The organism is Psychrobacillus lasiicapitis, assembly GCF_006861795.1.
In the GTDB taxonomy this organism is placed as follows: Bacteria; Bacillota; Bacilli; order Bacillales_A; family Planococcaceae; genus Psychrobacillus; species Psychrobacillus lasiicapitis.
Window position 1 is genome coordinate 286,319 of record NZ_VDGH01000001.1, and the last position, 18,896, is coordinate 305,214.

The 18,896-nt window shown below is 35.5% G+C and carries 16 protein-coding genes; 5 read left to right on the forward strand and 11 right to left on the reverse strand.

The features are described from left to right. Window positions 1-370: 370 nt before the first annotated feature. The 5 genes from FG382_RS01450 to FG382_RS01470 form a co-directional block, all read right to left on the reverse strand. A complete protein-coding gene (locus tag FG382_RS01450) occupies window positions 371-1,078 on the reverse strand; it encodes an ABC transporter ATP-binding protein (protein WP_142537397.1) in 708 nt (235 codons plus the stop codon). Continuing rightward, a complete protein-coding gene (locus FG382_RS01455; RefSeq protein WP_142537094.1) occupies window positions 1,071-1,859 on the reverse strand; it encodes an ABC transporter ATP-binding protein in 789 nt (262 codons plus the stop codon). Before FG382_RS01455 ends, FG382_RS01450 begins: the two co-directional genes overlap by 8 nt. Beyond that, window positions 1,849-2,799 (reverse strand): branched-chain amino acid ABC transporter permease, encoded by a 951-nt coding sequence (locus FG382_RS01460; protein WP_142537095.1) that lies wholly within the window; start codon window positions 2,797-2,799, stop codon window positions 1,849-1,851. Before FG382_RS01460 ends, FG382_RS01455 begins: the two co-directional genes overlap by 11 nt. 13 nt (window positions 2,800-2,812) lie before the next feature. Next, on the reverse strand, window positions 2,813-3,688 hold the full coding sequence (locus FG382_RS01465; RefSeq protein ID WP_142537096.1) for a branched-chain amino acid ABC transporter permease: 876 nt from the start codon (window positions 3,686-3,688) through the stop codon (window positions 2,813-2,815). An 84-nt stretch (window positions 3,689-3,772) separates the two neighbouring features. Next, window positions 3,773-4,975, reverse strand: a complete 1,203-nt coding sequence (locus FG382_RS01470) for an ABC transporter substrate-binding protein (RefSeq protein WP_142537097.1) — start codon at window positions 4,973-4,975, stop codon at window positions 3,773-3,775. Between the two features lie 602 nt (window positions 4,976-5,577). Here FG382_RS01470 and pepF point away from each other — a divergent pair. Then, window positions 5,578-7,386 carry an oligoendopeptidase F gene (gene pepF, locus FG382_RS01475; RefSeq protein ID WP_142537098.1) on the forward strand — a complete coding sequence of 603 codons (1,809 nt, stop codon included), beginning with the start codon at window positions 5,578-5,580 and terminating at the stop codon, window positions 7,384-7,386. Between the two features lie 171 nt (window positions 7,387-7,557). On the opposite strand, the gene FG382_RS01480 is transcribed toward pepF, so the two are convergent. Beyond that, window positions 7,558-9,027, reverse strand: coding sequence for a DHA2 family efflux MFS transporter permease subunit (locus FG382_RS01480; protein ID WP_373287582.1), 1,470 nt, complete (start codon window positions 9,025-9,027; stop codon window positions 7,558-7,560). A gap of 177 nt (window positions 9,028-9,204) precedes the next feature. On the opposite strand from FG382_RS01480, the gene FG382_RS01485 reads away from it, so the two are divergent. Together FG382_RS01485 and FG382_RS01490 are read left to right on the forward strand one after the other, a co-directional pair. Next, the gene (locus FG382_RS01485) at window positions 9,205-10,089 is read left to right on the forward strand and encodes a TetR/AcrR family transcriptional regulator (protein ID WP_142537100.1); all 885 of its coding nucleotides are present in this window, start codon (window positions 9,205-9,207) and stop codon (window positions 10,087-10,089) included. Then, window positions 10,089-10,367, forward strand: a complete 279-nt coding sequence (locus tag FG382_RS01490) for a hypothetical protein (protein ID WP_229677323.1) — start codon at window positions 10,089-10,091, stop codon at window positions 10,365-10,367. The genes FG382_RS01485 and FG382_RS01490 overlap by 1 nt, the downstream gene beginning before the upstream one ends. 220 nt (window positions 10,368-10,587) lie before the next feature. Here the strand turns inward: FG382_RS01490 and FG382_RS01495 are convergent, their stop codons facing one another. Next, window positions 10,588-12,696 (reverse strand): RNA degradosome polyphosphate kinase, encoded by a 2,109-nt coding sequence (locus tag FG382_RS01495; RefSeq protein ID WP_142537102.1) that lies wholly within the window; start codon window positions 12,694-12,696, stop codon window positions 10,588-10,590. Window positions 12,697-12,714: 18 nt separating this feature from the next. Then, window positions 12,715-14,244 carry a Ppx/GppA phosphatase family protein gene (locus tag FG382_RS01500; protein WP_142537103.1) on the reverse strand — a complete coding sequence of 510 codons (1,530 nt, stop codon included), beginning with the start codon at window positions 14,242-14,244 and terminating at the stop codon, window positions 12,715-12,717. A gap of 192 nt (window positions 14,245-14,436) precedes the next feature. Here FG382_RS01500 and FG382_RS01505 point away from each other — a divergent pair, with 192 nt between their 5' ends. Beyond that, a complete protein-coding gene (locus tag FG382_RS01505) occupies window positions 14,437-15,714 on the forward strand; it encodes an MFS transporter (RefSeq protein WP_142537104.1) in 1,278 nt (425 codons plus the stop codon). A 56-nt stretch (window positions 15,715-15,770) separates the two neighbouring features. On the opposite strand, the gene FG382_RS01510 is transcribed toward FG382_RS01505, so the two are convergent. Both FG382_RS01510 and FG382_RS01515 read right to left on the reverse strand, forming a co-directional pair. Beyond that, the gene (locus FG382_RS01510; RefSeq protein WP_142537105.1) at window positions 15,771-16,352 is read right to left on the reverse strand and encodes a YitT family protein; all 582 of its coding nucleotides are present in this window, start codon (window positions 16,350-16,352) and stop codon (window positions 15,771-15,773) included. Between the two features lie 147 nt (window positions 16,353-16,499). Continuing rightward, window positions 16,500-17,372: a LysR family transcriptional regulator gene (locus tag FG382_RS01515; protein WP_142537106.1), complete on the reverse strand. Its 873-nt coding sequence runs from the start codon at window positions 17,370-17,372 to the stop codon at window positions 16,500-16,502. 114 nt (window positions 17,373-17,486) lie between these two features. Here FG382_RS01515 and FG382_RS01520 point away from each other — a divergent pair, with 114 nt between their 5' ends. Continuing rightward, window positions 17,487-18,164 (forward strand): YczE/YyaS/YitT family protein, encoded by a 678-nt coding sequence (locus FG382_RS01520; protein ID WP_142537107.1) that lies wholly within the window; start codon window positions 17,487-17,489, stop codon window positions 18,162-18,164. A gap of 93 nt (window positions 18,165-18,257) precedes the next feature. Here FG382_RS01520 and FG382_RS01525 read toward each other — a convergent pair whose 3' ends face one another. Further along, complete coding sequence (locus FG382_RS01525; protein WP_142537108.1) at window positions 18,258-18,743, reverse strand: PaaI family thioesterase; 486 nt, start codon at window positions 18,741-18,743, stop codon at window positions 18,258-18,260. Window positions 18,744-18,896 lie beyond the last annotated feature (153 nt).

The window sequence follows — 18,896 nt, forward strand, 5'->3', positions numbered from 1 at the left end:
TATATTCTATATATTACCAAAAATTTTAGTTAATAATTTATTTTTAAACAAAGACTTAAAAGGACATTTTTATCAATAAGTCCGCTATAACTGTTAAATTATAGAAATTAAACAGGTCGAGAAATTATTTTTCATTTCATTATTTATACCTAAAATTAGTTCGACACCCGCAATAAAAAAAGAATAATACGTTACTAATGAAATTGGATTTAAATGAATTAAATAGGGGAATATGTATCTGAAAGCAGAAAAATATATTCCACTTTCCAGCAAGATCTGTACAAACTACTGATTAAAACATTCCCAAAAAAAGCGAATAAAAAAACAGGTATAGAAAAAGAGTCTTTTTCTATACCTGTTTCAATTTCTTTTAATGGCCGCCTAAATATGCTTGACGTACTTCTTCACTTGCTTGTAAATCTTTTGCGGGACCCGACAGAACAACTCTACCAGTTTCGATTACATAGCCACGACTTGCTACAGAAAGCGCCATATTTGCGTTTTGTTCGACTAATAAAACAGTTGTGCCATCTCGATTAATATCTTCAATTACTTGGAAGATTGTTTTAACCATTAAAGGAGCTAACCCCATGGATGGTTCATCTAGTAAAACTAATTTGGGCTTCGCCATAATAGCACGACCCATTGCGAGCATTTGTTGCTCCCCACCGGAAAGTGTACCAGAATGCTGTTTCTTCCGTTCTAGTAGTCTCGGGAAAATCTCATACACTTTTTGCATATCGCTATGAATCCCAGTCTTATCCTTACGTAAAAATGCCCCCAATTCTAGGTTTTCCTCTACTGTAAGATTAGCAAATACACGGCGTCCTTCTGGAACATGGGATATACCTGATTTCACAATAGATTGTGCTTGTTTTCCAGCAATGGATTTTTGCAGAAATTCTATTTTTCCTTTTTTCGGTTTTAACAATCCTGATAGCGTTTTCAATAAAGTACTTTTCCCAGCACCATTTGCACCGATTAGTGTTACAATTTCTCCTTCATTTACATCAATCGAAACTCCTTTAAGGGCCTGAATGTTCCCGTAAAATACATCTATATTTTCTACTTTAAGCATTGACATCGTGAACTTCCTCCCCTAAATAAGCCTCAATAACCTTAGGATGGTTACGGATCTCTTCTGGTGATCCTTCCGCAAGAAGCTGACCATGGTCAAGTACATAAATTCGTTCACAGACACCCATGACTAAATTCATATCGTGTTCGATTAGTAAAATGGTCAAATCAAATTTGTTTCGAATAAATGCGATTAAATCCATTAAATCTTTCGTTTCTTGCGGATTCATACCAGCTGCTGGTTCATCCAATAAAAGAAGTTTTGGTCCAGCCGCCAAAGCACGAGCTATCTCTAATCTCCGTTGCTGTCCGTACGGTAGATTTTTTGCCAACTCATCTTTGTACTTATCTAAACTGAAAATTTTCAAAAACTCAATAGATTTCTCTTCCATTTCTTGCTCCCCTTTAAAATGGGATGGCAAGCGTAATACGGAGCTGAGTATATTATGCTTAGCAAGTGAGTGATAGGCTACTTTTACGTTATCTAGTACTGAAAGTTCATTAAAGAGACGAATATTTTGAAACGTTCGGCTAATCCCTTTTCTAGTAACCTTAAAAGGAGGTAAACCGTTTACTCGTTCACCTTTAAAAATGATATCTCCCTCTGTTGGTTCATAAACTCCCGTTAACAAGTTAAAGCTGGTTGTTTTCCCGGCACCATTCGGACCAATCAGACCAACTAATTCTCCCTGATTTAACACCATATTTAAATTTTGAACGGCTTTTAAACCACCAAACTGAATACCCGTGTTTTTCACTTCTAATAAAGGCTTATTTTCCATGTTGACCGCCTCCTTTTGGCGTTCTCCATAGCTTGAAATAATCTGTAATTTCCATCGTACCCATCAGCCCCTTAGGTCGATACAACATTACTAAAATTAACACAAGACTATAAATAATCATTCGGGTTTCAGGATATCCTTGCAGATAGGTAGAAACTACCGTTAATAATATAGCTGACAGTACAGCACCTGATAGACTACCAAGACCACCTAGAACAACGAATATAAGAATATCAAAAGACTTTAAAAAGCCGAATTGACTCGGTTGGATAATATAAAAGTTATGGGAAAATAAAGCACCCGCTACACCAGCAAAGAAAGATCCGATTGCAAATGCAATTACTTTATAATAAGTAGTATTTATCCCCATCGCATCCGATGCGATTTCATTTTCTCGAACAGAGATTGCCGCTAAACCATGTCTCGAGTTGGTAAAATTGACGATAACTACAAGGGTAATAACGAGACAAACAAACGCATACGTCCAAGTAGTCAAGTGGGAAACTTGCATCCCAGCAGCGCCACCAACTGCATCAATATTTAAGAACACAATTCGAATGATCTCTGCAAATCCAAGTGTTGCAATTGCCAAGTAATCTCCTTTGAGTCTTAAACTTGGAATACCAACTATTAATCCCGCTAGAGCAGCTACAATACCCCCTACAATAATAGCAACTACAAATGGGAGATGTAATTTCATAGTGACAATAGCTGAAAGGTAGGCACCTACAGCTAAAAATCCAGCATGACCTATGGAAAATTGTCCAGTTATACCGATTACCAAATGTAGGCTTACCGCTAAAATTATGTTGATGGCAATTAATATAAGCGTATTAGAATAAAATTGATTGATGATTTCAGTTGAAATCAAGATCTGCACAACTGCGTATACTAATACTGCTACTATAATAAATGGCCAAAACTGTTTTGACTTTTTCATAATTATGTACCACCTACACTTTCTCTCGTGTATTTTTTCCAAAGATTCCAGATGGTCTAAAGATCAAAATTAATATTAAAATAATGAATGCCGCCGCATCTCTCCATAAAGAAAAGCCTAATGCACTAACAATCGTTTCTACAACTCCAAGTACCAGACCGCCAACCATTGCTCCAGGAATTATCCCAATTCCTCCAAGAACCGCGGCAACGAATGCTTTCAATCCTGGAATAACACCCATCAAAGGATCAATCTTTGTGTAATACACTCCAAAAATTACACCAGCAGCACCTGCTAAAGCAGAACCAATAGCAAATGTTGCAGAAATCGTATTATCTACATTAATCCCCATAAGCTTCGCAGCTTCAACATCATGTGAAACAGCTCGCATCGCTTTTCCTGTTTTCGTTTTGTGTACAATGAACTGTAGCAAGATCATCAGTACAACAGAAACCGACAGAATAAGAACAGATTGAATGCTAATTTGTGCCCCTAAGAATTCAAAAGATTTATTGGAGAAAATATTAGGATATGCTTCTGGTTGAGCCCCTCTAATATAAATCACACCATATTCAATCAATAATGAAACACCGATTGCCGTAATAAGTGCTGCAATTCTTGTTGCATTTCGTAAGCGTTTATACGCAATACGTTCAATAATTACACCAAATAATGCACAGGCTGCCATCGATAAAATAAGCGCCGGGAAAAAACCTAACCCAAAGACAGTAATCGAATAGAATCCAATGAAGGAACCAACCATGAACACATCACCATGTGCAAAGTTGATTAATTTAATAATTCCATAAACCATCGTGTAGCCAAGGGCAATTAATGCATATATACTGCCGAGTGAAATACCGTTAATCAATTGCTGTAACCATTCCATAAAGTTTCACTCCTAAAATTTCTAGATTTCAACTTAGAATAAAAAGAGGAGGGATATAATCCCCCCTCTATAAATAGGCTTATCTTAAGGATTAACTTTTGTGTTAAATACTTGTTTTCCATCTACAAATTCAATAATTACAGCTGATTTTATCGGATGGTGATTCTCATCAACAGAATATAATCCTGTTACTAGTTCTAGTTGATCAGTAGCTTCGATCGCTTCTTTAATCTTCGTGCCATCTGTAGAACCAGCGCGTTCAATTGCATCTTTTAACAAATAAACCGAATCGTAGCCAAGTGCGTTGAATGAGTTAGGCTCTTTTCCATATTTCTTATTAAAGCTCTCCGCAAATGCTTTCGCTTTTCCATCTGGATCATCCGCTGAATAGGCAGTAATAATAAACGTATTATTTAATGCATCTGCTCCTGCCAAGTCAACGATTGTTGGAGAATCCCAACCATCTGCTCCCATCAATGGAACATTAATACCTAATTCACGAGCTTGTTTAACAATCAATCCTACTTCTTCATAATATCCAGGAATAAATACAAATTCAGGATTAGAAGATTTGATGCGCGTTAATGTAGAACGGAAATCCGTATCTTTTGCAACATAAGACTCTTCCGCAACAATAGTACCTCCAGCTGCTTCAAAATCTTTAATGAAAGAAGCCGCAAGACCTTTCGCATAATCACTAGCATTATCCGCATATACTGCTGCTGTTTTCACTTTTAATTCATTAGAAGCAAAGTTTGCAGCTACTGTACCTTGGAAAGGGTCGATAAATGCTGTACGGAATGTAAATGGATTTACTTTTCCATCATCTCCAACAGTTACAGTTGTACTTGTACCGGAAGGAGAAATCATAGGTGTTTTAGTATCAGTTGCAATTTGTACTTGAGCAACTGAGGCACCGCTTGTAGCAGCTCCTATAATCGCGACTACTTTATCTTGACTCGTTAACTTAATCGCAGCACTAGTTGCTTCCGCAGCGTCCGATTTATTATCAACTTTAATAAGTTCGATTTTTTTTCCATCAATACCACCATCAGCATTGATTTCCTCTACAGCTAGATCGATAGCATCCGCTTCAGATGTACCATAGGAAGCTACTGCTCCAGAAAGCTCAAGATTGGCTCCTATTTTAATGGTTTCCCCTCCATTAGCACTACTACTTTCCCCACCTTTTGAACTACTACCTTCTTCCCCTGCTCCACATCCCGCTAGCATCCCCACTAGCAAAGAAGAAGCAAGAAATAATGAAGCAAATTTCGATTTCTTCATAAAATAAAACCCCCTTGTTTTAGTTTGATAATTCTGAATATATAAGTCATACTACTTACCATTCTCTTTTTTTGGTAAGAAACTATTCAGAATTGATCAAGTTATTGTTGTGAACAACTTCATTGTAAAACAAAGTTTATATCCAGTCTATACATATTTTTCTTTTTCTTCGGAAATTTCAGATATTCTATTAATATAATAATATAAAAATCATAGAAAAGCTTTAGAAATAAGCATTTCTCTAGCATTTTTATTCTAAAATATTATCCAAAAATCATCCTATTTATCTTTAAAATATATGACTTTTTTTATCAATATGACTAATATATTTGTTACTTTTTTCTAATAAAAGAAATATATGATTATTTTTACTTTTCACTTTTTGTCCTGTATACTAGTAATTAGTTCGACATCCGCAATAAATGGAAGGTTCAATACCACCTTCATGCAGCAATACCTCAGTGACCAACAACCTGTTGGTCCGAACCAATTGAGAGTTTACTAGATATTTAGCCTCATTTAATTTTCATTTTTTCACTAATGTAAAAGCTATATGGAGGTTATTACAGTCTGTTAAACCGGAATAAAAAGGAGAGATAAAAATGGTACAAAAGTTACCTAATCGTGAAGATGTGAAAGTGGAAGAAACGTGGAATTTAGCTGATTTATTTGCAAGTGAAGAAGACTTTACAAATTTTTTAGAAGAAATTGAGAAAGATGTTCAGATATTTTCAGAAAAATACAAAGGTTCCATAAATAGTCCTTCTTTAGTAGCAGAAGCATTAACCGATTATTCCGCTATATATGAAAAAATTGTTCCTGCAGGGACATACGCTAGTCTCTCCCTTAGCACAGATCAAACAAACACGACTGCACAAATGAGAGCCAATAAATTTAGCTCCCTTTCCGCTAAGATTAGTAGCGAACTTTCTTTTGTAACGAGTGAATTAGTAGAGTTACCAGATGAAATCATGGTAGAAGCGACGAAGCTTGCACCTAACTTCCAACTTTATCTAGACAAGTTATTAAAGAAGAAAAAATACCAATTGCATCCCGAAGTCGAGAAAACGCTTGCAGCATACTCTGCTTCCTTTAATGCGCCATACAAATTATATAATACGACCAAAATGCAGGATATCTCTTTCGACAATTTTGAAGTAGACGGAAAATCTTATCCATTAAGCTATGTGTCTTTTGAGAATGATTGGGAAGCCGAACCAGATCCTGCTCTAAGAAGAGCTGCATTCGAGTCTTTTTCTTCGAAGTTAAAAGAATATCAACATACGACAGCTATAACCTATGACATGCATGTACAAATGGAAAAAACAACCGCTGATATTCGTGGATATAATACCGTTTTTGATTACTTACTTTTCAACCAAGAAGTAGATCGCACTCTTTACAATCGTCAAATTGACCTGATTATGAATGAACTCGCACCCCATATGCGCAAATATGCAAAATTGCTTCAAGAAGTACATGGCTTAGAAAAAATGACTTTTGCAGATTTAAAAATTTCCCTGGATCCTAACTATGAGCCTACTATTTCGATAGAAGAGTCGAAAAAGTATATCGATGATGCATTGGCTATTATGGGCGAAGAATATTTGGAGATGGTGGATCGCGCCTATAAAGAGCGTTGGATTGATTTTGCACAAAATACTGGCAAGTCAACAGGCGCATTTTGTTCTAGCCCATATGGTAACCATCCATATATCCTTATCTCATGGTCTTCTAGAATGAATGAAGTATTTGTACTTGCTCACGAGCTCGGACATGCCGGTCATTTTTATCATGCAAATAAAGAACAATCAATTTTCGATGCAAGACCTTCTTTATATTTTATAGAAGCTCCTTCCACAATGAATGAGATGCTTGTAGCAAATCATTTACTAAAAAGCTCCGATGATCCGAAATTTAAACGCTGGGTGATTGCTTCTATTGTGGCGCGCACTTACTACCATAATTTCGTGACGCATTTATTGGAGGCAGCTTATCAACGCAAAGTATATGAACGTGTTGATCAAGGATTGAATGTTAACGCTCAAATATTGAATGACTATAAACGAAGTGTATTGGAAGAATTCTGGGGGGATGCAGTAGAAATATCGGACGGTGCTGAACTTACGTGGATGCGCCAACCGCATTACTATATGGGACTGTATCCTTATACGTATAGCGCTGGTTTAACAATTTCTACACAAGTCGCAAAACGTATATTAAACGAAGGACAAGTAGCTGTAGATGAGTGGACAAGTGTATTAAAAGCAGGCGGTACTAAATCACCTGTAGAGCTTGCGAAAATGGCTGGCGTAGATATCACAACAGAAGAGCCATTGCGCGATACGATTGCTTATATCGGTTCTCTTATCGACGAGTTAATCAGTCTTACAGAAGAAATCGAACAGTAAGACTAAAAGTAAAAAAGGAGCCTGAAGTGAATGACCACTTCAGGCTCCTTTTTATGTTTTCCAACTAAACAATGAAAAATTCCAACTAAATGCTCCAAAATTCCAACTAACAAGCTGTATTTTCCAACTAAACTTCATTTCCTCAAGAAAAAAAGCTAAACCGTCTCCGGTTTAGCTTGCTTTCCCTACTTTTACTCTCTTCACAAATAAAGACAATACTAATGCAACTAAAGTAACGAGCGTTGCGATAAAGAATGTGTGGTTAATACCTTCTAACATCGCTTTCATACCTAAATCTATTTTAAACTGAGCAAGTCCTTCTTGAGTTGTTGGCATATTACCTGCTGCTGCCGCCTCACCAGCAAGTCTCTCCGCAGAAGTCTCCATACGTGCATTCATAATCGTTAAGAAAATCGCAGATCCAATTGCTCCGGATACTTGTTGCAATGTATTATTCATCGCAGTACCATGTGGATTCATCTTCATTGGTAATTGATTTAAGCCATTAGTCATAATAGGCATCATAACCATCGACATACCAAACATACGAAGTGTATAAATTCCCATGATGTAATAGTAACTAGTATCTTGCGTAAATTCACTCATGAAATGTGTAGCAACCGCCGTAATCGTTAGGCCAGTGATTGCTAATATTCTAGCACCATATTTATCAAAAATCTTCCCTGTGATGGGTGACATAACTGCCATCGCAAGTGCTCCAGGTAGCATCAATAAACCTGAATGGAACGGTGAAATTCCACGAATTGTTTGTACATAAAGCGGAGTTAAAATCATTCCAGAAAACATCGCTGCCGATACCACAATCGAAATAATCGATGACAAAGTAAACATTGGATATTTATAAATTCTAACATCCAACATTGGTTCTTCTAGTGTTAACTGTCTCCATACAAAAAGAACAAGTGCGATAAATCCGATGATGATTGTTCCATAAACGATTGGGGCTCCCCAACCTTTATCCCCTGCAGTACTGAAACCGTATAATAATGATCCAAATCCTATACTTGATAAAATAAGGGAAAATACATCTAATTTCACTTTACTATTAGGTGTAATGTTGCGAAGTTTAAAAATAGCAAACAATAAAACAATTACCGCGAACGGTAATATTACTTCAAATAGTGCTCGCCACTCGGCATGTTCTAATATAAAACCTGATAAAGAAGGTCCAATTGCCGGAGCTAAAATCATAACTAGCCCAAACATACCCATCGCAGCTCCGCGTCGTTCAATTGGGAATGCAGACAACATAACATTCATAAGAAGTGGCATCATCATTGCTGAACCTGCCGCTTGAATCATTCGTGCTGCGATCAATACTCCAAACACCGGAGCTAGAGCCGCTAGTAATGTACCAACTGTGAAAAGTACCATCGCCGTGATAAATAATTTTCGATTGGAAAATCTTTGTACAAAAAAGGCACTGGCTGGTATTAAAATACCGTTAATTAACATATAGCCTGTTGTTAACCATTGTACAACAACTGGTTTTACATCAAATTCGATCATTATCGTTGGTAAAGCTACATTTAATAGTGTATTATTCAAAAACGCAATGAATGCTCCTACAAAGAGGATTGCAATCATTGCATATGGGGGTTTTTGTTGCGTTTCTTCCATTACTTTCATTCCTCCTATTTCTTTAAAGCTTCGTTTCTGTCTTATAACACTTGAATATTTTATACTCATCGTCCAAAAAAAGCAAATAAAATATTTTAATCAACTAAAATAGTTTGATAAACGTTGATTTAACAGTTATTATAGGAATTATACTACTAGTCTAAAGGTGATTATTTTATGAACACTAAAAAACAAAATGTATTAGTAGCGGCTCAAAAACTGTTTATTGAAAAAGGTTTTCGGTCCACTACTGTAAACGATATTATAGAAGAAGCTAATATTTCTAAAGGTACTTTTTATAATTATTTTTCCTCTAAAAATGAATGTATTATTGCCATTCTTGAAAATGCAAGACATGAAACGATGATAAAAAGAAGAGAAGTTCACGCACAGCAAAATAGTTCCGATATAAATGTATTATCGAAACAGATGTCAATTCGCTTCATTGTTTTTCAACAGCATAATTTAATTCCTCTTTTTGCATCTATTATTAACTCACAAGATGTAGATTTACGTGACTTGATTAAACTAAATTACCTTGAAGAAATTAGCTGGCTTTCCAGTCGATTAGTTGACGTCTTCGGTGAGCACACAAAAAAAGTATCGGTAGATTGCGCAGTACTTGCACTTGGTATGATTCAACAATTGCAGCACCCATGGATCAAACAATCCGCTAATATATCCTTTGATCAAATAATTCATTTTACCCTAAGACGAATTAAAACGATTATTAATGATATGGCAAATACAAACGATTTCATGCTTAGTAGCTCCTTTATCAAACTAAGTACTGTAACATCATCTGTAACAAAGGATCATGTAATCGAACTACTAGAAAACTTTTATTTGGAAGAAAAAGAATCTTTTTCACCAAATATCATACAAGCGGTTAAATTTGTAATGGAAGAATTGTCTACAGAAACACCAAGAATTTTTTTGCTAGAAAATATTATTCCTGCTTTGACTGAAAGCTTTAAAGGAAGTCAGCTTGAAACCAAATCTACAGTTATTATTTATAAACTATGGACACTTATAGATGGATGGAAAGTAGGTCAAGCATAATGGACAAAGTGATTTCCCAATATCAAGAGGATGAAAATGTGATGATACAGTTGTTTGCTAGCTGGTGTGCAAACCATCAATTAGATGCATCAACGTTGTATGCACAAGCATACCCCCAGCAGGAAAAGAATTTACTTCTTGAGAAAGCGATTGAAGAATTGGAACAAGATACAATAAAAATAGATACAGAAACACTTTTAAATGTGCTCCAACTTTTCGGCAATGAAGATCTTGCTTTCGTTGTTTCAGAAGAAGCGTCCAAACTTAAAAAGCACTAGTTTCTTTCACATTGGACGGTGGAAATTCAAAAGAAACGGATGAACTCGCCAAACTACATTAAGCAGCTTCTATGATCTAAGTTCGGTATTCTACTCGACTTAGGTCTTTTGTTGCACTTTCATTTCTAAATGATTTATTTTTACTAACCAAGTAAAAGTTTTCATAAGACAAAAAAATGCATAGGAATGCGACTTTATCGCATTCCTATGCATTAAACAGTTATACATGCTGGATATGGCTAGATGCTTTCTCTAGAAAAATCCGTTGACTATTCATCCTCTTTCCATCTATTTCTTTATAATGATAAATCCCATGTAAATCTTGTACCCGCGCTTTTACATTATCCTGTAGTTCGATATCTAAAATTTCCATTACTCGCTTTTTAATAGCTGGCGCCAGCACAGGAAACAAAATCTCCACTCGCTTGACCATATTGCGGGTCATCATATCTGCAGAAGATAAATATAATCTACTCGATCCATTTCTATGAAACCAATATATTCTAGAATGCTCCAAAAATCTTCCTACGATACTCGTAACCGTTATGTTTTCACTTACTCCAGCGATTCCAGGGCGTAAACAACATATACCACGTACAATCAAATCGATTTTTACTCCAGCAGCTGAAGCTTCATACAACTTAACGATTAAATCCTTATCCGTCAGTGAGTTCATTTTAAGCTTAATATGTCCATTGGTATAAGCTCGATGATATTCTATTTCTTCATCTATCAAATATAAAAACTTGTCACGAATATCATATGGAGATACTACCAGCTTATTGTATCCTGGTTTATTTGTATAACCGCTTAAATAGTTAAAAAACTGTGTTGCATCAGACCCAATTTTCTTATTGGTCGTAATAATCCCCATATCTGTATATATTCGTGCCGTTTTATCATTATAATTTCCAGTTCCTAAATGAACAAATTGTTCAATACGATTGTTTTGACTTCTAATAACTAAAGTAATCTTCGAATGTGTTTTCAGATTATGCATGCCATAAATAACGAGACAACCAGCTTTTTCTAGTTCACGAGCCCAATGAACGTTGTTTTCTTCATCGAATCGCGCTTTCAGTTCAACAAGCACGGTCACCTGTTTTCCATTTTCAGCAGCTCTTTTTAATGCCAAAATAATCGGTGAATTACCACTCACTCTGTACAATGTTTGTTTAATCGCTAATACCTTTGGATCATCTGCTGCTTTATCTATGAAATCGATAATAGGTTGAAAAGATTCATATGGATGATGAAAAAACAGATCCTGTTTTAATGCTTTCGTAAAAACATCTTCATCCCCTGCTAAATCCTTTGGTGGCTGTGGAATAAAAGGTTCATAGAAGAGCTCGTTATAGTTCCCTTCAAAAAATGGGATAAAAGAAAATAAAAAAGTAAGATCAAGCGGTCCATGTATTTTGTATACATCATCTCGATGTATTTCTAGCTGCTCCAATAAATAGTTAAGTACCTTTTGCTGGATTTCGCTCGTTTTTACTTCAAGCCTACTTACTGCTCCCCACTTCCTTTTTTTAAGCTCTTTTTCTATTTCAATTAGTAAATCTCGTGCCCCTTCTTCATGAATTGTTAAATCTGCATTTCGAGTAATTCGAAAAGGATTGGCATGCTTTACTTCGTATCCATAAAAAAGCTTAGCTATATTCGCAATAATGACATCTTCTAATAATACTGCGGCAAAGGTACCATCCTTCGTTTTTACTTGGATAAATCTTCTTAATACAGAAGGGACTTGTACAATCGCAATTTTACTTTGTTCATGGTGCTTGCCTCTTCCACTTCCGTCTTCTACCATCACCAATATATTCATTGTTTTGCTTAATAATATTGGAAAAGGTCGGTAAGCATCTACTGCGACTGGAGTTAGTATCGGAAATATTTCTTCATCAAAAATGACTTGTAATTCTTTCACTTGTTCTATCGATAACTGAGAATACTTCCATAAGGAAATGCCATGCTGTGGTAGCTGATTTTCTACTAACTCTGTATAGATAGCCATCTGCCTATCTACAAGATTCTTAGTAATCGCTGATATTTGGGCCAATTGTTCTTTTGGGGTAAGCCCTGCTTTGTTTTCCGGTTTGTTAAAGCCAGCTCTCACTTGGTCTTGAAGCCCTGCCACACGCACCATAAAAAATTCATCTAAATTTGAGCTGAAAATAGCTAAAAACTTTAAACGTTCTAACAGTGGATTTGTATCATCTTCGGCTTCTTGTAAGACCCGTTCATTGAATGCTAACCAACTAATTTCCCTATTATTATAATTTGCATAATCGTTAAATGGATGATCATCTACTATTTTATCGTTCACAATATATTATCCTCCATTTCAGTTAAACACTAATATGACTTGATTATTTACTATTTTCTCCACATGTTTTTTTAATTTTTCGGCCTGGTATTTCTCTAACAGATAATTACCAACAACAGAAAAGGTCAGAACTATTTCATCTGAAGATTGCGTCAATGTAACTTGTTTAATATTGGAACGCCCTAGCACATCCATGCCTTTGGTAAAACGAATTAAAGCTCCAATATCCCGTAGTTTTTTAGCCTCGTTTGCTGGAATAATCTTTTTGTAAGTAGATACATACTGTTTAAACGTATCCTTATTTTTATAAGATGCGAGGAGCGCTATTATTAATCTTTCTTCATTGGAAATTCCATCTACGTTTAAGTTAGTTAATAAATAGAAAGTATGCTGACTTGCAGCATCTTGATCTATATGCTCACCTATATAAAATAATATGTATGCATAACGCAATAATTGCTCATTTTCTAACGACTCTATATAATTCCAATCAATAAATTGCTCATAAATTGTTGTAAAAATATCATATAAGTGCAATGTACTTTCTTCATTCACATGGAATTTCCCCAAAATATGACGAATGGCATCTTGCGCCACTTCATTCACTTGAAACTCTAATGGAAATTTCTCTGCTAATTCGGACAGAATAATGCCTTCCCTTAATCCTCGTTTGCTATAGATAAAAGAGGGTGCCTTTACCGTATCCATAAACAATCGGAAAGTTTCCAATGCGGGAACAATAATATCTGCTCGGTCACTCGATAGTCCATCTATTTTTTTTAGTTCGTCTAATGAGCAATCGGCAAATTGTGAGCTAATGTCTTCTAAGTCTATTGCTTGTAATTCATATTGATGAATACCATTCAAAGGAAAATCTTTTCGCTGCTGATCCACTTGCGCAATGTTACGTGCACTTCCTCCGATTGCGATAATCGGAACTTGTAAATTATGTAGCCATGTAAGCGGTTGAAGCTGGTCCATTACATAGTTACTTAATAGGATTCTTTCTTCTTGTGTCATTTCTGCATTTTCCATAAATCTTCTTTTTAATGACACTGTACCGAATGGTAAGCTATGCATATGGACTAGCTCTTTGTTCTTAAAGAACGTGATTTCCGTACTTCCCCCACCCATATCAATGGTTACAGCTGTTGGTATATTTGTTGAGTGAATAACTGCTAAATAGCCAAAATACGCTTCTTGTTCAGTTGTTAAAATGGATAGGGAAAAACCTAATTTGTCTTCTATGTATACTAAAATCTCTTCCCTATTTTCTGCTTGCCGAATCGCTGCAGTTGCAGCTGCAAAAACATGCTTAACTTGTATATCTTCCAGTATCTCCTTGAATTTCGCTAATGTTTCTAACAATAATTGAACACCGTCTTCATGTAAATTACCTTTTGAATCGATATACATACTGAGCCTTGCAACCGTTTTAATATTATGATGCTCTACTAATCCTTGTAATGAGTCGTAACTATATACTACGAGTCGAATTGAGTTCGATCCTATATCAATTATTGCTCTTCGATTTGTCATTGTGTCCATCAACTTTTGCTCCTCTATTATTTATTTTAAAACACTCCTGCCCGATATACTTGTAAATGTTTTGTAAATTTATTTGAAGCTTTATACTATTCATAGTTTGTTAAATTAACGTAATATTTTATGATTTTTTCCCTTGATCCTTTCGTATCATGTACAATAAAAGAAATCGATGATAGGAGGATTAACAGAAAGATGAAAAAGTTCACCAAAGAGGAGAACAGTTGGTCACTTTACGACTGGGGTTCATCAGCATATTCAATCATTATTACTACCGCAGTGTTCCCAATATTTTATAAATCTTCAGCAACAGCAGCGGGGGTAGATGCTGCTGATTCTACTGCTTACTTAGGGTATACGATTGCTATATTCACTTTTATATTAGCTATGCTTGGACCTATTTTAGGTACAATCGCTGATTATCGTGGCATGAAAAAGAAGTTTTTTACGTTTTTCTTTATACTCGGTGTGACATTCACAGCAATGCTTGCATTTGTACCGTTTGATAATTGGTTACTATTACTCATTTTCTATACGTTAGCTGCACTTGGCGCAACTGGTGCAAATGTGTTTTATGATGGTTTTATCGTCGACGTGACGACAAACGAACGAATGCATAAAGTATCGGCCCGTGGGTTCAGTCTTGGTTATATTGGAAGTACTATACCCTTTTTAGTAAGTATAATCATCATCGTGTTATCTCAACAGGGAATTATTGCGTTATCTACTACTAATGCTAGCCGAATCGCATTTCTCATTACAGCAATTTGGTGGGTTGTATTTTCTATTCCACTCTACAAAAACGTCAAACAGATTCATTTTATCGAACGAGAAGGAAAGCCTGTTATCCAAAGTTTTAAACGCTTAGGTAAAACTTTTAAAGAAATTCGTCAATATAAAGCATTGTTCTTATTTTTACTAGCATACTTTTTTTATATTGATGGAGTTGGTACCGTTATTAATATGTCTACCGCGTATGGCACAGATTTAGGTCTTAGTGCTACGAGTTTATTAATCATTCTTTTTGCAACGCAGGTTGTCGCAGCCCCGTTTGCTCTCTTATATGGGTGGCTTGCAGGAAAGTTTTCTGAAAAGAAAATGCTATATGTAGGAATTGTTGTCTATATTATTGTTTGTACGTATGCATTCTTCTTAGAAACCGTTGTGGATTTTTGGATTTTAGCCATGTTAGTTGCCACTTCTCAAGGTGGAATCCAGGCACTTAGTCGATCCTATTTCGGAAAACTGGTACCGAAAGAAAATTCCAATGAGTTTTTCGGCTTTTATAATATTTTCGGTAAGTTCGCTTCGATCATGGGACCGTTATTAGTTGCTTTCACTGCACAAGTAACAGGGAAATCGAACTATGGTGTATTTAGTTTAGTCATCTTGTTTATTATTGGACTCATCATTTTATCAAGAGTACCAGAGCCAAAGACTAGTCCTAGTGTAGATGAAGTGAGTGCAACTTAATCGATAAAAAAGAGAGGTAGTAGAATATTTCTACTTACCTCTTTTTTTACTACTTTTTAATAATGTTTTTTTACGATAAATGAAGTAGTGATTCCTACAGAAAGTACAGTAATACAAGAATATAACAAAGAAACTGATTCAACTAATAGACTACCTGCCGAAACGACTATTATGTCAATAGACAAAATACACAAACCAGGATTAAGATGCAACCGCTTCGCCATCATTTGCGCAAGCAAATCAGTTCCGCCAACTGTAATTTTAGACCGGAGCATACTGCCTACTCCAAGCCCGATCAATATTCCGCCGCTTAGCGCACCAACTATTTCAGAAGTAATAAATTTCTCACCAACGATATGTAATGGATATAAAAAATCAATGATTACAGACGAAATTAACAGTCCATGTATCCCATTGTAAAAAAACGCGCGAAAATATATCCATGCCAAAAGAAATATAGGTGTACTTATACATAAAATGGCGAGACCAACCTTCATATCCAGTAAATAATGGATGATCAAACCTAATCCAATTCCTCCACCGTCCAATAAATGAAAAGGAACTAAAAAGAGGTTAATACCTATTGCTATCAAGATACTTCCTATGATAATAACGAGCGATTTGTATATGAAAAACATTTTCCCCACCTTCCACTATTTCATGTATATGTTTTGACACACAAAAATACACAGGAAAATATAAGGCGTTTGAAAAAGTTCATTGCATATAAAAAATAAATCGTGGGTTAAGTTTTGGAGATTGCTACTTCTTCATATAGTTAGGAGTTATTTCACCATCTCCCAAAACTGTGCTGATGCTTTTGAAATAGGTTCTTCTTTTAATTTCATCAAAACTGGTTCCACACTAAAATCAAATTGTTGTAGCTCGTATATTCTAAAGTGTTCGGAGAAAAATGACTCGTAGTGCATTCTCGGAATAATGGAAATGCCAAGTCCTCGATTCACAAGCGCAACGACCATTGGAAGATCTCTACATTCTACAATAATATTTGGTTTCAACCCAAATTCATCAAAGGCTTTTTTTATATTTTCATGAAAAGAGTGTCCTTCCATTGCACCTAGCATGATAAACGGTAGATGGGCAATTTCTTTTAAAGTAGGTTGAGCGGAGAGAGAGGCTGTCCAACTATTAGGAACCATGAGAATGGCGGGCTGTTTATTCAAGGATTTTTTCACATATTGCTCCGTGTCATTTGGTCTTATTAGTAAAGCAATATCAATTTCTTTTTGTGTTAACTTCTTTAATAGTCCTTCCGAATCCCCGGAGAAAATGTTGATTTTGACTTGCGAAAACTCTGATCTAAATTCTGCAATATAATCAGTCAACATATTAGAACATGCTGACGAAACTCCAATTCGTACTATTCCAGCAGTACCTTCTTCTAATTCATGTATACGCCTTTTAACTTCTTCTGTTTGGTTTAATAATTGTTCGGCATACTGATATAACAACTGCCCTGTTTCGGATAACTCCCATTTTTGACGATAGCGATGGATTAAAGTTGTACCTAGCTCTGTTTCCAACTTTTTTAAAAGCTGACTTAATGGGGGCTGTGCAATATGCAGTATTTCTGCTGCTTTAGAAATGCTCCCTTGTTTGACGATTTCCCTATAATAATGTAATTGACGAATATCCATTTTCCCACTCCGTTATATGTTTTTTCATATGATGAGTATACCAAATATATATTTTTCGTATGACAAATTACGTGCTACTATGAAAAATAGATGAATTCTAGAGAGGAGAATAGGATGAATCATATAAATATAACCATCAAAAGACTTAGTTTATACGTAATTGGCCTGTTTTTTCTATCCCTTGGTGTCTGCTTCTCCATCCAAGCAGATTTGGGTGTATCACCAGTCTCTTCATTAGCATATGCATTTTCACTATCTTTCGGTTTATCGGTCGGGATGATGACAATAGTTGCAAATGTTTTATTTATTATTATCCAAGTAGTTTTGAGTAAACGATTCGATTTGAAAGAATCTATTGTACAATTAATTATTACATTTTTATTTGGATTCTTTATGGATACAACTTTATTTCTCGTGCAATTGCTACCTACACCTGAATCAATTTTAATGCGTTGTGTCTTTTTAATGATCAGTTTATTTGTTGTTTCAATAGGTTTACTCGGATATTTCAATGCTAAATTTCCGTTAATGCCGTATGATGCGTTAACGTATGAAATAAGTGAAAAATTTAATATGAAATTCAGTAAGGCGAAGATTTCTAGTGATTTGTTAAACGTTTGTGTAGCAGGTTTAGTATGTATTATATTCATACACTCATTAGGATCCATTGGTGTAGGCACACTAGTTGCTGCATATTTTATTGGTAAAATTGTAGGGTGGTTAATGACCCACTTCCAAAAATACTTGGTTCAATGGATTGCTAAAAATAATGAAGAAGAAATAAATATGTAAATATCAAAAAAGTATTAAGAGGTATGACTAAGTCAAACCGCTTAACACTTTTTAGGTAAACTTCAGTTATCAATTGATCAATCAATTTCGTAATTACTTTTGTAGTGCAAAAGTTGCCGGCATAACGACCGCTACTACTTCCCCTTTAGCACATAGCGTATCTCCAGCAAAAACTTCTGTTGTAACTTTCCATTTCTTCGGATGAATTTCCTCAATCGTTCCCACTGCTTTCAATGTAACATTTTGTGGAGTTGGCTTTAGGAAATCTACATGCAAAGAACCTGTGACAAATCTTGGTGGTGCCTCCCCGCTTCCAGGTTCAAAGCCATTTTTACGATGTAACGCAAGTGAAGCAGAACCCGTCCCATGACAATCGATCAGCGAAGCGATTAATCCGCCGTATACAAAGCCAGGAATCGCGGTATGCTTTTCGTTTGGATCATAAATTGTTTCCGTATGATTTCCGTTCCAAGCTGTTCGGAAATGATGCCCTTCCTCATTTAATCTCCCACAACCAAAACACCAAGCGAAATCCTCCGGGTAATCATCTTGAATTGCATGAACTTCATTTCTCATCATAAGTCCCCCTTTATGATTCCATACTACTATACTTTAATATATTTGAAAATTACAAAAAGAAGATAGATTAACTTGGATAAAAATTTATTTTTTTAAGGTTCATATAATAACAAAAATTTACTAAATTCATCTCTAACTCACCACAAAAACTGT

Excerpts from the sequence above, each read along its gene's own strand:
- FG382_RS01525 (WP_142537108.1), bottom strand. The coding sequence starts at position 18,743 with ATGATGAGAAATGAAGTTCATGCAATTCAAGATGATTACCCGGAGGAT.
- FG382_RS01460 (WP_142537095.1), bottom strand. The coding sequence starts at position 2,799 with ATGAAAAAGTCAAAACAGTTTTGGCCATTTATTATAGTAGCAGTATTA.
- FG382_RS01455 (WP_142537094.1), bottom strand. The coding sequence starts at position 1,859 with ATGGAAAATAAGCCTTTATTAGAAGTGAAAAACACGGGTATTCAGTTT.
- FG382_RS01510 (WP_142537105.1), bottom strand. The coding sequence starts at position 16,352 with ATGTTTTTCATATACAAATCGCTCGTTATTATCATAGGAAGTATCTTG.
- FG382_RS01490 (WP_229677323.1), top strand. The coding sequence starts at position 10,089 with ATGGACAAAGTGATTTCCCAATATCAAGAGGATGAAAATGTGATGATA.
- FG382_RS01515 (WP_142537106.1), bottom strand. The coding sequence starts at position 17,372 with ATGGATATTCGTCAATTACATTATTATAGGGAAATCGTCAAACAAGGG.
- FG382_RS01480 (WP_373287582.1), bottom strand. The coding sequence starts at position 9,027 with ATGGAAGAAACGCAACAAAAACCCCCATATGCAATGATTGCAATCCTC.
- FG382_RS01485 (WP_142537100.1), top strand. The coding sequence starts at position 9,205 with ATGAACACTAAAAAACAAAATGTATTAGTAGCGGCTCAAAAACTGTTT.
- pepF (WP_142537098.1), top strand. The coding sequence starts at position 5,578 with ATGGTACAAAAGTTACCTAATCGTGAAGATGTGAAAGTGGAAGAAACG.
- FG382_RS01450 (WP_142537397.1), bottom strand. The coding sequence starts at position 1,078 with ATGCTTAAAGTAGAAAATATAGATGTATTTTACGGGAACATTCAGGCC.
- FG382_RS01500 (WP_142537103.1), bottom strand. The coding sequence starts at position 14,244 with ATGGACACAATGACAAATCGAAGAGCAATAATTGATATAGGATCGAAC.
- FG382_RS01465 (WP_142537096.1), bottom strand. The coding sequence starts at position 3,688 with ATGGAATGGTTACAGCAATTGATTAACGGTATTTCACTCGGCAGTATA.
- FG382_RS01505 (WP_142537104.1), top strand. The coding sequence starts at position 14,437 with ATGAAAAAGTTCACCAAAGAGGAGAACAGTTGGTCACTTTACGACTGG.
- FG382_RS01470 (WP_142537097.1), bottom strand. The coding sequence starts at position 4,975 with ATGAAGAAATCGAAATTTGCTTCATTATTTCTTGCTTCTTCTTTGCTA.
- FG382_RS01520 (WP_142537107.1), top strand. The coding sequence starts at position 17,487 with ATGAATCATATAAATATAACCATCAAAAGACTTAGTTTATACGTAATT.